At 56.6% G+C, this 12,627-nt stretch carries 11 protein-coding genes and 1 tRNA gene; 8 read left to right on the top strand and 4 right to left on the bottom strand.

Going from position 1 to position 12,627, the window contains the following annotated elements; genetic code table 11:
- Positions 1-101 precede the first annotated feature (101 nt).
- From H7F20_RS05350 to H7F20_RS05325, 6 genes are all read left to right on the top strand, one after another.
- On the top strand, positions 102-1,487 hold the full coding sequence (locus H7F20_RS05350; RefSeq protein ID WP_185785078.1) for a cation:proton antiporter: 1,386 nt from the start codon (positions 102-104) through the stop codon (positions 1,485-1,487).
- A gap of 59 nt (positions 1,488-1,546) precedes the next feature.
- Positions 1,547-2,362, top strand: coding sequence for a DUF6090 family protein (locus tag H7F20_RS05345; RefSeq protein ID WP_185785077.1), 816 nt, complete (start codon positions 1,547-1,549; stop codon positions 2,360-2,362).
- Positions 2,363-2,448: 86 nt separating this feature from the next.
- Positions 2,449-2,985: a hypothetical protein gene (locus H7F20_RS05340; RefSeq protein ID WP_185785076.1), complete on the top strand. Its 537-nt coding sequence runs from the start codon at positions 2,449-2,451 to the stop codon at positions 2,983-2,985.
- A 182-nt stretch (positions 2,986-3,167) separates the two neighbouring features.
- Complete coding sequence (locus H7F20_RS05335; protein ID WP_185785075.1) at positions 3,168-4,304, top strand: glycoside hydrolase family 43 protein; 1,137 nt, start codon at positions 3,168-3,170, stop codon at positions 4,302-4,304.
- Positions 4,305-4,353: 49 nt separating this feature from the next.
- Positions 4,354-4,974, top strand: a complete 621-nt coding sequence (locus tag H7F20_RS05330) for a VIT1/CCC1 transporter family protein (protein WP_185785074.1) — start codon at positions 4,354-4,356, stop codon at positions 4,972-4,974.
- A gap of 47 nt (positions 4,975-5,021) precedes the next feature.
- Entirely contained in the window at positions 5,022-5,366 is a 345-nt protein-coding gene (locus H7F20_RS05325; protein ID WP_185785073.1) for a putative quinol monooxygenase, read from the top strand.
- Positions 5,367-5,453: 87 nt separating this feature from the next.
- Here H7F20_RS05325 and H7F20_RS05320 read toward each other — a convergent pair.
- Positions 5,454-5,525: transfer RNA gene (locus H7F20_RS05320), tRNA-Gln, on the bottom strand.
- A 172-nt stretch (positions 5,526-5,697) separates the two neighbouring features.
- Between H7F20_RS05320 and H7F20_RS05315 the strand changes: the two genes are divergently transcribed.
- Entirely contained in the window at positions 5,698-9,060 is a 3,363-nt protein-coding gene (locus tag H7F20_RS05315; RefSeq protein ID WP_185785072.1) for a DUF2723 domain-containing protein, read from the top strand.
- A 120-nt stretch (positions 9,061-9,180) separates the two neighbouring features.
- Here H7F20_RS05315 and H7F20_RS05310 read toward each other — a convergent pair whose 3' ends face one another.
- From H7F20_RS05310 to H7F20_RS05300, 3 genes are all read right to left on the bottom strand, one after another.
- Positions 9,181-9,477: a co-chaperone YbbN gene (locus H7F20_RS05310; RefSeq protein ID WP_012813676.1), complete on the bottom strand. Its 297-nt coding sequence runs from the start codon at positions 9,475-9,477 to the stop codon at positions 9,181-9,183.
- A 91-nt stretch (positions 9,478-9,568) separates the two neighbouring features.
- The gene (locus H7F20_RS05305; RefSeq protein ID WP_185785071.1) at positions 9,569-10,798 is read right to left on the bottom strand and encodes a metallophosphoesterase; all 1,230 of its coding nucleotides are present in this window, start codon (positions 10,796-10,798) and stop codon (positions 9,569-9,571) included.
- 37 nt (positions 10,799-10,835) lie between these two features.
- Positions 10,836-11,576 (bottom strand): copper homeostasis protein CutC, encoded by a 741-nt coding sequence (locus H7F20_RS05300; RefSeq protein WP_185785070.1) that lies wholly within the window; start codon positions 11,574-11,576, stop codon positions 10,836-10,838.
- Between the two features lie 40 nt (positions 11,577-11,616).
- On the opposite strand from H7F20_RS05300, the gene H7F20_RS05295 reads away from it, so the two are divergent.
- Positions 11,617-12,615: an isoaspartyl peptidase/L-asparaginase family protein gene (locus H7F20_RS05295; protein WP_185785069.1), complete on the top strand. Its 999-nt coding sequence runs from the start codon at positions 11,617-11,619 to the stop codon at positions 12,613-12,615.
- The last annotated feature ends 12 nt before the right edge of the window (positions 12,616-12,627 follow it).

Raw genomic sequence — 12,627 nt, 5'->3', positions numbered from 1 at the left:
GACTTTTTCTTGGATATACTAAAATGTTCCTGCCTAAGTTTTAAGTATATACGGCGCCTTTATTCCGGTATCTTAGCGCCAACCGCCAAACCTGCCAAACCATGGAACTCTTTTCCTCCTACAACCTCATCATTGCCGCCTCCGTGATCCTGATCCTCTCTTTCTGGTTCAACGGCCTCTCCCGAAAGACCAGCATCCCATCCGTTTTGATGCTGATCGTGCTCGGGGTGCTGATCAACTACGGGTTGCGGGTGTTCGGGGCAGACCTGCCGGACCTCTTTGGCGCCCTCGAGGTCCTGGGCATTGTCGGGCTGATCATGATCGTGCTGGAGGCCGCCCTGGAACTCGAGCTCCGGAGGGACAAAATCTGGCCCATCCTAAAGGCCCTGTTCATTGCCCTGGCCGGGTTGCTCGCATCGGTATGGGTGGCCGCGCTAATCCTGGAAGCACTGGTCCCGGGGATGGATACCGCTACCGCCTGGCTCTACGCGACGCCCCTTTCCATCCTGTCCAGCGCCATCATCATCCCGAGCGTGGGCGGACTCTCGCCGGAAAAAAAAGAATTCCACATCTATGAAAGCACCTTCTCGGATATCGCCGGCATCATCCTTTTCTATTTCCTGGCAGGCCAGCTCAACCCGGCGGAAGCCGTCGGGCCCGCCGGTTTTGCCGGGACCATCCTCCTGACGGTCGTGATTGCCCTGTTGGCCAGTTATGGCATCATCCTCATTTTCCAGGGGATCAAAAGCCAGGCCAAGCAGTTCCTGCTGATTGCCGTCCTGTTGCTGCTCTATGCGATCGGGAAGAAACTGCACCTGAGCTCCCTGATCATCATCCTGGTATTCGGCCTGGTCATCGCCAATATGAAACTGTTCTTTGCCGGGCCGCTTCGGCCCTATCTGAAAGTGGAGCGCGCCAAACAAATCTACCACGAACTCCACATCATCACCCTGGAGACCGCCTTTGTGGTGCGGACTTTTTTCTTCGTGGTCTTTGGGCTCACCATCGTGCTGTCCTCCCTGCTGAGCCTCAAAGTGCTGCTCATCAGCATCCTGATCCTGGCATCCGTTTACGCCATCCGCTTTGCCCTGTTGCGTCCCTTTTTCGGAAAGGATTATACCCCCCAGCTCTTTATCGCGCCCCGGGGGCTGATCACGGTCCTGCTCTTTTATGCCATCCCCCCGGAGGCGGTTGTCCCAGGTTTCGATCCGGGTATCCTGCTCTTCATTATAATAGGAACGAGCCTGGTGATGACCTGGGCGATGATCCGGGACAAAAAGAAACCGGCAACCCTGCTGGATGGCATCGACCAGGAATACGACCGCCTGGATGATGCATACGACGCCGAAGGGGAATCCTTGCCTGACGGGGACGTCAGTGGGGATGCCTTCGGGGAAGGAAGAGCGGTTCGGGGTGACCTGCCAGGGAACACTGCTGATCCCGGCCACCATAGTGACCCCGGAGAGGCCAACGGGAGGGACGGGTAGCAAAGGCGCCCATAGAACCATTTATATTATCCCCTTATATTTAGGCCGATAAACGTACCATGATATCCCTTTTCAGAAAAATCCGCCGCGGATTGCTCGCCCGGAACCGGCTTACCACCTACCTGCTCTATGCATTGGGAGAAGTTTTACTGGTGGTGATCGGAATCCTGCTGGCCCTCCGGGTAGACAACTACAACGAATCCGTAAAAATCAGCAGGCAGAAGAATGCCATTCTCGGGCAGGTAGCCGATGATATCCGCCGCAACCTGGGTGACCTGCGCCTGGACAAGGCCCTTCACCTGCAGGGTTTGAAAAGCAACCGTCGCATCGCCAAACTCTTCCGGGGCGAACAACCCTTTGATCAGGCACTGGCCTTTGACTTTTATTACCTGAAAAAAGATGAGTTTACAACCCCCCCTACCGCCGGTTACGAAAACCTGAAGGCCCTGGGGCTGGAGCATGTGGAAGACGAACAGCTCCGGAATGTCCTCAAGGGAATGTACGAATCCCTCTACCCCCGCCTTTCCAGGGAATACCAGTTTTATCCGGACCTGGACACCTATTTCTCCGGATATTACCTTGAGCATTTCCGAATATTCAACGATACGGCGATTACCCACGACATGGTCCTGGATACGGACAGCATCCGGTTTCCGATCCGCCAAACCTTCCAGGGGGTCCCCGTTACACGGCATATCGGCTACTTACCGCTGGACTACGAGTCCCTGATACAAGACTCCCGGTTTGAAAGCATGGTCCGGGAATCCCTGGACTTCCGCCTCTATAAGTTGAGCCGCTACAACAACCTGATCACCCTGTCCGGGGAAGCCCTGGAACGGATTGCCGTTGAGACCGGGAATATGCCTTTGGAATAAATTGCCGTCAACTGGTAAAAAACCCTGGCTGGTCCTTTGGAATTTTAAGGGTGCAGTCCGTACATTTGCAGCAACTTACAGATTCCATGGACCTGAAGCCCTTATTTGCGTCTGCTTTTTTTTGCCTGCTGGCCCTTCCGGCAGTATCCTTTGCACAATCCGGCGATTCCCCGGAACCTGCGGGTGCGGAAACCGGGGTAGTGGAAATCCCGGAACACATCCTCCAACTGGCGGACACCCTGGCAGTCGTCAACCAGATCCACGGCCCGTATGTCGGTTTCACAGGGGAAACCTCCGCCCAGTACCGGAACTTCGTGAAACTTTCGGAGCTCGCCTGCACAGACGAACTGCTGCAGTTGACTACTCATAAAAATGCCGTGGTACGGGCCTATGCCTTTTGGGCGCTGGCGCGGCAACAATATGAGGAACTGGATGAGGTCCTGCTGGAACACGCCCGGGACGAGGAGCTGGTGCGGGAAATGCAGGGCGGCATGGTAACGCGGGTCCCTGTGATCGATTTCATGCAGTGGGTGGTAGACCCGGACCTGCTGGACGCGGATTCCAAGAAACTGGAAGCCGATGTCTTTGAGAAAGTAAGCGAAATCCGGTTTTCGGACCGGTAGGCACTTGCCCAATACCCATTAGGGGCAACCTGACCCGTGATACTTCCGCAGACTATCGTCAGGTGGCCTGGGGCCGCAATGAAATAGACTTCCCTCAAAAGATCAGACAGTTCCGCACCTCAATTGGCCTTCTTTCCTATATTTATGTTTACAAGCGTTACAATCCTAAATTTCCTGCACCTATGAAATTTCCGATCAACCCTCCTGCCTGGCCGGTCAACCCTCCTGCCTGGCCGGTTTTCAAAGTATTCCTGATTGCCCTGCTGCTGCCGGCAGTCTCCTGCAGGGATAAAAAGCCTGCCGGACCTGAAGGGCTTTCTTCGAACCGGGAAGCTGTTATCCAGACCGATACGACAATTTACGAACTCACCCGGGAACTCTTCACAGCCGACCCTTCTGCGCATGTTTTTGAGGGAAAGGTCTATGTCTATCCGTCGCATGACTATGATTCCGGCGTACCTGCGGATGACCTGGGAAGCCATTTTGACATGAAGGATTACCACGTTTATTCCATGGACAGCATAGGCGGGCCGGTGACCGACCACGGGGTCGCATTGGATATCGGGGACGTTCCCTGGGCCGGACGGCAGTTGTGGGCCCCGGATGCCGCCCAGAAGGGGGATTCGTTTTATTTCTATTTCCCCGCCAAGGACAAGGAAGATATCTTCCGGATCGGGGTGGCTAGCTCCGCTTCGCCTTCAGGCCCTTTTGTGGCCCGGGAAACACCTGTCCCGGGGAGTTACAGTATCGACCCGGCCATATTCCAGGATGGAAATGCGTATTTCATGTACTTCGGGGGGATTTGGGGCGGCCAGCTGCAAAAGTGGCCCGGGGGCACCTACCAGGAAGATGATGTCTACCCCGCTGATGACCAGCCGGCAATTGCCCCCCGGGTAGCCCGGCTATCGGAAGATATGGCCAACTTCGCCGAACCGCCCAGGGAGGTCCTGATCCTGGACGAAAATGGCAAGCCGATTTTGGCCGGGGACCATGAACGGCGCTTTTTTGAGGCGGCCTGGGTCCACCGGTTTGAGGGAACCTATTACCTGTCCTATTCCACCGGCGACACCCATAACATTGCCTATGCCACCGGCGACAACCCCTACGGGCCCTTCACCTACCGGGGGGTGATACTGGAACCGGTACTGGGCTGGACCAACCACCATTCCATTGTGGAATACAAAGGCCAGTGGTGGTTGTTTTTTCACGACAGTTCCACCTCTGGCGGCCAGACGCATTTGAGAAACGTAAAGTTCACCCGCCTACAGCACAATCCGGACGGGACCATCCGGACGCGGAATGCCATGGTCGAGCCCTAAGGCCGGGGAAGCCGGCACATATAATTTTTGGCGCCTCAAACACCACAGGATGAAACCATCGTGGCTATCCAGATATGAATCCTACCTGAGCGAATTCGTTTACGGGGGGATGGACGGATGCGTAACGACCTTTGCGGTGGTGGCGGGTGCGGTAGGAGCCGGTCTGGACAGCGCCGTGATCATTATCCTGGGTTTTGCCAACCTGATCGCAGACGGCTTTGCCATGTCGGTGGGGGCCTTCCTATCGCATCGCACGGCCCACGACAACCGGAAAAAGCGTCAGGCTGTGCAGGCTGCGGGGGAAATCCTCCCTGAGCAGGTCCCGGGAAGCTCCGTAGAAGAAACGGGTGAAGAAGGAGGTCCCGGGTCCGACGAACCCGAAAAATCCGGGATACTGATCAGTGCGGTGACCTTTGGGTCCTTTTTGACCATAGGCTTTATCCCGCTGCTGATTTACGTCCTGGATTATGTCTCCCCAATGGACATCAACCATTTCCTGTTTGCTTCTGTATTAACGGGGGCGGGATTCCTGTGCATTGGGTTCCTTAAAGCCTATATCAACCGCACCCCCATCCTACGGTCTATCCTGGAGGTCCTGGCCCTGGGTGCGGCTGCGGCTATTGTCGCTTTCTATGTCGGGGATTTTCTGGAACACCTCCTCTCCCGATAAAGCCGCATATTGCTTACCTTGCTATTCAAAACCAAACCGACCAACAAATGGAAAAATTGCAGCTTATCGCCCGCTTTGCCGTGCATCCGGGAAAATTGGAATCCTTTAACACCGTGATGACCACCTGTATTGAGCGGGTAAGGGAAAAAGAACCGGGGAACCTCCAGTACGACTGGTTCTACAATGCGGACGCAAGCGTTTATAAGGTTTGTGAAACCTACGCGAATCCGGATGCCGTTTTTGCCCATATGGAAAACGTGGGGCCCTACCTGGGCCAGTTACTGGCCCTGTCGGATTTTTCAGGGGAAATCTACGGCAACCCGCCGGAGGCCCTGATCAAGGCCTTAGCGGATTTTGAGGTATCCTATTATGCCTTTGCAGCGGGAACCTGAAGCATCATCGCCTCATACGCCGGAACCACGACTTCACGGAAACCCGGCAAAAAGAAAAACCCCGGGAGGGTTCCCGGGGTTTCAGCGTTGGCCTACTAGGACTCGAACCTAGAATGACTGAACCAAAATCAGTAGTGTTGCCAATTACACCATAGGCCAGTGCCATAAGAGGCTGCAAATTTAAAACAAACTTTGATTACGCCAAACAAAAATTTCCACAATTAGCGTTTGCTGCAAGGGCATGCGGGCTGTTAAAGCTTTATCAAAAATACCGGAGTAAGTGGGGGTTATTTACTAAATTCGCCCCAACCCTTTTAAAAGGAACAACTTCATGTTTGCCAAAAACTTCGAAAAGTGGGACACCCTTCTGGGGTGGTTTGTTTTTTTAATAACCCTCATTACTTACGGAATCACCACCGAACCTACCGGAAGTTTCTGGGATGCCGGGGAGTATATCTCCACCTCGGCAAAACTCCAGGTAGCGCACCCGCCCGGTGCCCCGTTCCTGCAGATGCTGGGAGCCTTCTTTTCCATGTTTGCGCCCGGGCCTGAAAATGTGGCGTTTCTGGTAAACCTGATGTCCGGGGTTTCCTCGGCCTTTGCGCTGCTGTTCATGTTCTGGACCATAACCAACCTCGGGCGCAAGCTGGCAGGCTGGGGTGAATCAGAAACCAATGGGAAGGCCATGGCGGTCCTGGGCAGCGGCCTGGTGGGCTGCCTTTCCCTGGCCTTTTCGGACAGCTTCTGGTTCAATGCCGTGGAAACGGAGGTTTATGCCATGGCGAGCCTGGTGATGTCCCTGCTTTTCTGGCTGGGCCTGAAATGGACGGATAACATGGACAATCCCAGGGGCAACCGGTACCTGATCCTGATCGCCTTTGTCACCGGGTTGACCTTCGGGATCCAGTTCATGGGCTTTCTGGCCATCCCTTCGATTGGCCTGCTTTACTTTTTCAAGCGGTTCGACAAGGACATCAACCCCCTGAAATTCATCCTGGCCAATGTGGCGGTGGTCGCCGTGCTGATGCTGGTCTATAAATTCTCCCTCACCTATGTGCTGATGCTCTTTGGCTGGAGCGAGGTGTTCTTTATCAACGAGGTGGGGCTTCCCTTCAATTCGGGCACCATCATCATGGGCCTGCTGTTTGCCGGCGCGTTTTATTACGGGCTGCGGTATACAAGGAAAAACAATTTCATCAAGGCAAATACGGTCATCCTTTGCGGCCTGTTCATGTTCCTGGGCTTTTCCTGCTGGCTGATGCTCCCCATACGAGCCAATGCGAATGTGGTCATCAACGAAAACAACCCCGCCGATGCCCGGGCCCTGCTGGCCTATTACAACCGGGAACAATACCCCGGGGTGGACAGTCCCATTTACGGCACCTATTATTCGGACCGCTTTGCCCCGGCGGGTGAAAACCGGGATGACGAACCCAAGTACGAGCAGAACCACGAACTGGGGAAATACGAGATTGTCAATTACTATCAGGAAGCCCTTCCCGGGCCGAACCCGGAACACGTGGGCCTCCTTCCCCGGATGTGGAGCGACCAGCACGCCGAAAACTACATGCGCTATTTCGGGCCCCTGGAATTCAGCCTGACGGAAAACAACGCCGAACTCCGGAATGCGGCCAACCAGTTGCGGCAGGGCCTTGCCTCCGGCGAGATCGACGAGGGGCAGTACATCGGTTTCCTCAACCGGTTCGGCGACTACCTGAAAGTGCACCCGCCGGGTATCGGGCAGAACCTGGATTATATGGTCCGCTTCCAGTTCGGGTATATGTACTGGCGTTATTTCATGTGGAACTTTGTCGGCAAACAGGACGATAAACAAGGGCGCTATAACGGAAACGGGGAATGGCTCAGCGGCATCGGCTTTATCGATGCGCTCCGGCTGGGCAGTCAGGAGAACCTGCCCCAGGACAAACTCGACAACAAGGGCCGCAACACCTATTTTTTCCTGCCCCTCCTGCTGGGGATCATCGGGCTGGTCTTCCAGTTGTCGCGAAATCCCAGGCAATTCTGGATCCTGCTCGTTTTTTTCCTCTTTACGGGGATCGCCATACAGTTTTATACAAACCCCTATATCTTCCAGCCCCGGGAACGGGACTATTCCCTGGTGGGTTCCTTCTACGTGTTCGCCATGTGGATCGGCCTGGGGGTGCTGGCCCTCTTCGAGGAATTTAAACGCTGGGTGAAACCCCAGCTGCTGGCGCCTGCGGTCACCCTGGTCTGCCTGCTTGCCGTGCCGGTGCTCATGGCCGCCCAGAACTGGGACGACCACGACCGGTCCGGGAGGTACACGGCCAAAACCACCGCCATGGCCTACCTGGACAGCTGCCAGGAAGATGCCGGGGCCATGTTGTTCACCATCGGGGACAACGATACCTTCCCGCTCTGGTATGTGCAGGAAATCGAAAAATACCGGACGGACATCCGGATTATCTGCACCAGCCTGTTCGCCACCGACTGGTACGTGGACCAGATGAAGCGCAAGGCGTACGACAGTGACCCTATCCCGTCCCAGCTCACGCACAACCTGTATCGCTACGGGAACCGCGATGTCATCTACCACCAGCAGCTTACCGAAAACCGCTGGGACATCAAGGACTTTATGAACTGGATTGCCAGTGACCGGCCGGAAACGAAGCTCCGCTCCTACCTGCAGCGCATGGGAGCCGATACCTCGGAGTACCCGGAAAGCACCCTGGAGACGGTCTTCTACCCCACCGACAAGATCCGGGTCCCGGTCAACAAGGAAAACGTCCTCGCTTCCGGGTTGGTCAAGGAAAAGGATTCCGCCCTGATCGTGGATTACATCGACATCGACCTCCCGGGGGTACTGCCCAAAAACCGGATCCTGATGCTCGACATCCTGGCCAACAACGACTGGAAACGGCCCATCTATTTTTCAGGGGGCAGTTTTGACCGCGCGGAATACCTCTGGATGAAGGAGTACCTGCAACTGGACGGCCTTGCCTACAAACTCGTACCCATCCGGACCGAGAACCGGAACGGGTTTGAACTGGGCCGCATCGACACGGACCTGATGTACGACATCGTGATGGACTGGGAATGGGGCAATTCGGGGAGCGACATCTACCACGATGTGCAAACGCGCTCCCAGGGGCTGTCTTTCCGGTCCAACCTGGCCCGCCTGGTGGAAGCCCTCATCGCCGAGAACAAGATCGACCGGGCCCGGGAGGTGATCGACCTGGCCATGACCCATATGCCGGTTGAATACTTTGAATTCTACACCTTCGTGGAACCTTTCGTGGATGGCTATTACAAGGTGGGTGAGACCGGAAAAGCCCGGGAACTCTACTACAAACTCAAGGCGATCTATGTGGACCGGATCGACTATTACGCCAGCATCCCGCTGGACGAACAATACGACCGGGCCGAGGAAATCCTCTCCGATCTGGAGGCCTACAAACGGATCAACAACATCCTGATCGACAATAACGATGAGGAGCTGGCCGAAAAGGAAACCCTGATTTTCAACGAACAGATAGACCGGATCGCCTTTATGAACCGGGACACCCTGCTGGACCAGCTGCCCCCGGCCGATCCGGATTCCATGGCAGACCCGGACCTCATCGACACCATGCCCGTTTCGGATACCACGCAGGCGGATAATACGCGCACCGAACTGCCTGCCGACAGCGCATCCGTCCCGGATATGGAGAATTAATGCGGAACGGCGCGGGCTGTCACAGCACGCCTGCGGGAAAGGCATTTCATGCCGCCTCCCGCACCCTGCCGGAACCGGTCAGGTAAGCCAGTAGATATTCAGGTTAAAGTAAGTGGTAGCTCAGACGTATTCGTTGAGGATGCCGATGAGGGTATTGGCATCCTGCTCGCCACTCTGGCGCCAGACCATTTCCCCTTTTTTGTAGATCATCAGCGTGGGTAGTCCCTTGATGCGCAATGCCTGGGAAAGCTCCTTGTTTTTGTCGACGTCTATCTTGATGACCTTCCCCTTATCGCCCAGGGCAGCCGCAACATCCCGCAGCACCGGATGCATGGCTGTAGATTGTTCATTCCACTCGGCATAGAAATCCAGGAGAACCGGGTGGTTCTGATCGATGAGTTCACCGAATTTAGACATAGAATTGGCATTGGGTTACCGACCAAAAGTAAGAAATTTTGTTAAATGCGGACCGAAACCCATGCTTATTGCCGGGACCCTGCCGTTAAATTCAAGTTAAAGATGTTTTTTTGAGGGTGATGACGGTGATTTCCGGCCAGATGCCCACGCGGCCGGGGTACCCGAGGAAGCCAAACCCCCGGTTGACGTTGATATACTGCCCGAGCTCTTCGTAGATTCCTGCCCAGTAGCGGTACCGCCACTTTACCGGGCTCCATTTGACCCACCCCGGGATTTCAATGCCAAACTGCATCCCGTGGGTATGCCCGCTCAGGGTCAGGTGGAAGTGGAGCGGGTCGTGGATGACCTTATCCTCCCAGTGGGAGGGGTCATGGCTCAGCAGGATCTTGAAGTCGTTTTCCTGTATCCCTTCAGTGGCCTTCCGCAGGTCACCAGCCTTTTTAAAACCGCCCCGCCCCCAGTTTTCCACGCCCACCAGGGCAATCCGGTCGTCGCCCCGCTCAAGGTAGCGGTGTTCGTTGAGCAAGAGGTCAAAACCCATTTCCCGCTGCAGGTTCTTCAGGTCTTCCAGGTTCTGTGCCTTCAGCTCTTCCGTATCCCAGTCGACATAATCCCCGTAATCGTGGTTTCCCAATATGGAAAAGACCCCGTCCGGGGCACGGAGGCCGGAGAACAACTCCTTCCAGGGTCCCATTTCGGTGACCTTGTTGTTAACCAGGTCGCCCGTAAAGAAAATGACGTCGCTTTCCTGCCGGTTGATCAGGTCTACCCCGTAGGAAATCTTGGACCGGTTGTCAAAACTGCCGCTGTGGATATCCGATATCTGGGTAATGGTATAGTTGTGGAAGGCTTCCGGCAGGTCCTTGAACTCCAGGTTGTACCGGAGTACCTTGAAGTTGTATTTCCCCCTGTACATCCCGTAAAGGAGCGCCCCGAAGGGCAGGGACGCGACCCCCAGTGCCAGCAGGCTGAGGAACCGGCGGCGGGCAGGGAGGCTGAATTCCCCTTTGCCTCCCAATACTTTGTGGTAACCCGCAACCAGTATGCGGATGATATCCTCCGAAAAAAGGAAGATCATGGTAATCAGGTTAAAGGTGAGCACAGCCAGCAGAAAGCCGAAGGCGTAACTTTTGGGACGGCTCAGCACGCGTCCGTCGGCCTCCCCCCAGGTGAACTGGTAGACAAAATTACCCAGTACCGCCAGGGAAATCGCAATATACAGGTAATGCACCCAGGGTAGCCGGGTACCCGAGCGCAACGCCTGCAGCGTATAAAGGCACAGCAGGATATAGACGAGGATGAACAGGAGCCAGCGGATCATTCAAAACGTTTTTCAAATATACCCATTTCCGGGGGTCCTAGTTGTGCCCCCCTGCCAATTTCAGGCTCCGGACCACGGTCCGGACGGCCTCCCGATCGGTCTGCAGCGGACGGACCTCGCGCAGCAGCCCCGGGGCGTTCATCGGGGGCCCGGGGTAGGTTTCACTCGAGGGCCCTTTGGGGATCCCCGACAGGTGCACGGCTTCGAACCCCTTCCCGGCGAACAGGGAAACGTTATCCGGGTTGATGCCGCCGCCCGGCATAAACCGGCACCGGCGGGCCCGGGCCTGCAACGCCTCCAGGCGGGGAAGCCCTTCAGGGGCAGATAGGGCCTGTCCGCTGCTCAGGATCGTCTGCACCCCCAGCGTTTCCAGGGCCTCCAGCGCAGCTTCCGGGTCCTGGCAGCGGTCAAAGGCCCGGTGGAAGGTAAAGTGGAGGTCCCCGGCAGCCCGGATAAGCTCCCGGGTACGATCCGTATCGATCCGCCCGTCCGGGAGCAGGCAGCCGCTAACGATCCCCTCAAAGCCCATGGCCGCGCAGTGGCGGATGTCGTGGAGCATCGCCTGAAACTCCTCCGGGGTGTAACAGAAGTCCCCGCTTCTGGGCCTCACCAGTACGTGGACGGGGAGGGTCACGGCTTCCCGCACCACCCGGAGCATCCCCGGGGAGGGGGTAACGCCCCCCACCGCCAGCTCGGCACACAACTCGATCCGGTCGGCCCCCGCAGCCTGGGCACTGCGGGCAGATTCAACGGAATTCGCACAGACTTCTACAAGCATAATCCGTATCTTTAGGTTCCTAAAATAACCGCTTAAAACCATGCACAGAAGAAAATTTCTCAAAAATTCCTCCCTGGGTTCGGCCGGCCTGCTCGGGGCCGCCACCCTCGCCGGTTGCGGAGGAAAGACAGGCCCTGAAGCGGGCGCCGCACCCATGCTGGCGGCCAGCCCCGGACCGGTGGCCCTCTGCACCTGGGACTTTGGCAATGCCACCGAAAAAGCCTGGTCTGTCCTCAACGCGGGCGGGTCCGCCCTGGATGCGGTCGAGGCCGGCGTAAAAGTGGAAGAAGCCAACGCGGACAACCAGACCGTGGGCCTGGGCGGACGGCCTGACCGGGACGGGCACGTCACCCTGGATGCCTGTATCATGGACCCGGCAGGGAATTGCGGCTCGGTGATGGGGCTCGAGGGTTTCCTGCACCCGGTGTCGGTAGCGCGCAAGGTGATGGAGGAAACCCCCCATGTGATCCTTATCGGGGAAGGGGCCGCGGCTTTCGCCCTGGAGGCGGGGTTTGAAAAGCAGGAGCTGCTTACGGAAGCCTCACGCAGGGAATGGGAGGAATGGAAGAAAACCTCGGATTACCAGCCGGTGATCAACATCGAAAACCACGACACCATCGGGATGTTGTGCATGGATGAGGCAGGAGACCTGTCCGGCGCCTGTACCACCAGCGGGCTGGCGTACAAGATGCGCGGGCGCGTGGGCGATTCGCCCGTGATCGGCGCGGGGTTGTATGTGGACAACGAAGTGGGCGGGGCTACGGCAACCGGCCTGGGCGAGGAGGTCATCCGTACGGTGGGAAGCTTCCTGATCGTCGAACTGATGCGACAGGGGATGAGCCCCCAGGAGGCCTGCGAGGAAGGCGTCCGCCGCATCATGGCCAAAAACCAGGGGCGGACCGATTTCCAGATCGGGTTCATCGCCCTGAACAAACAGGGGCAGACCGGGGCGTTCTGTATCCACCCCGGCTTCAGTTACCGCCTCTATAACGGGGAGGGCCACCGCAACATCCCCAGTGAAACCTTCCTCAAATCCTGAGAATCTTAGTAG

The sequence above is a fragment of the Robiginitalea sp. SC105 genome (genome assembly GCF_014243345.1).
GTDB lineage: Bacteria > Bacteroidota > Bacteroidia > Flavobacteriales > Flavobacteriaceae > Robiginitalea.
This window is presented reverse-complemented; position numbering and strand designations above follow the sequence as displayed.

Excerpts from the sequence above, each read along its gene's own strand:
- H7F20_RS05300 (WP_185785070.1), bottom strand. The coding sequence starts at position 11,576 with ATGCTTGTAGAAGTCTGTGCGAATTCCGTTGAATCTGCCCGCAGTGCC.
- H7F20_RS05345 (WP_185785077.1), top strand. The coding sequence starts at position 1,547 with ATGATATCCCTTTTCAGAAAAATCCGCCGCGGATTGCTCGCCCGGAAC.
- H7F20_RS05335 (WP_185785075.1), top strand. The coding sequence starts at position 3,168 with ATGAAATTTCCGATCAACCCTCCTGCCTGGCCGGTCAACCCTCCTGCC.
- H7F20_RS05350 (WP_185785078.1), top strand. The coding sequence starts at position 102 with ATGGAACTCTTTTCCTCCTACAACCTCATCATTGCCGCCTCCGTGATC.
- H7F20_RS05305 (WP_185785071.1), bottom strand. The coding sequence starts at position 10,798 with ATGATCCGCTGGCTCCTGTTCATCCTCGTCTATATCCTGCTGTGCCTT.
- H7F20_RS05295 (WP_185785069.1), top strand. The coding sequence starts at position 11,617 with ATGCACAGAAGAAAATTTCTCAAAAATTCCTCCCTGGGTTCGGCCGGC.
- H7F20_RS05310 (WP_012813676.1), bottom strand. The coding sequence starts at position 9,477 with ATGTCTAAATTCGGTGAACTCATCGATCAGAACCACCCGGTTCTCCTG.
- H7F20_RS05340 (WP_185785076.1), top strand. The coding sequence starts at position 2,449 with ATGGACCTGAAGCCCTTATTTGCGTCTGCTTTTTTTTGCCTGCTGGCC.
- H7F20_RS05315 (WP_185785072.1), top strand. The coding sequence starts at position 5,698 with ATGTTTGCCAAAAACTTCGAAAAGTGGGACACCCTTCTGGGGTGGTTT.
- H7F20_RS05330 (WP_185785074.1), top strand. The coding sequence starts at position 4,354 with ATGAAACCATCGTGGCTATCCAGATATGAATCCTACCTGAGCGAATTC.
- H7F20_RS05325 (WP_185785073.1), top strand. The coding sequence starts at position 5,022 with ATGGAAAAATTGCAGCTTATCGCCCGCTTTGCCGTGCATCCGGGAAAA.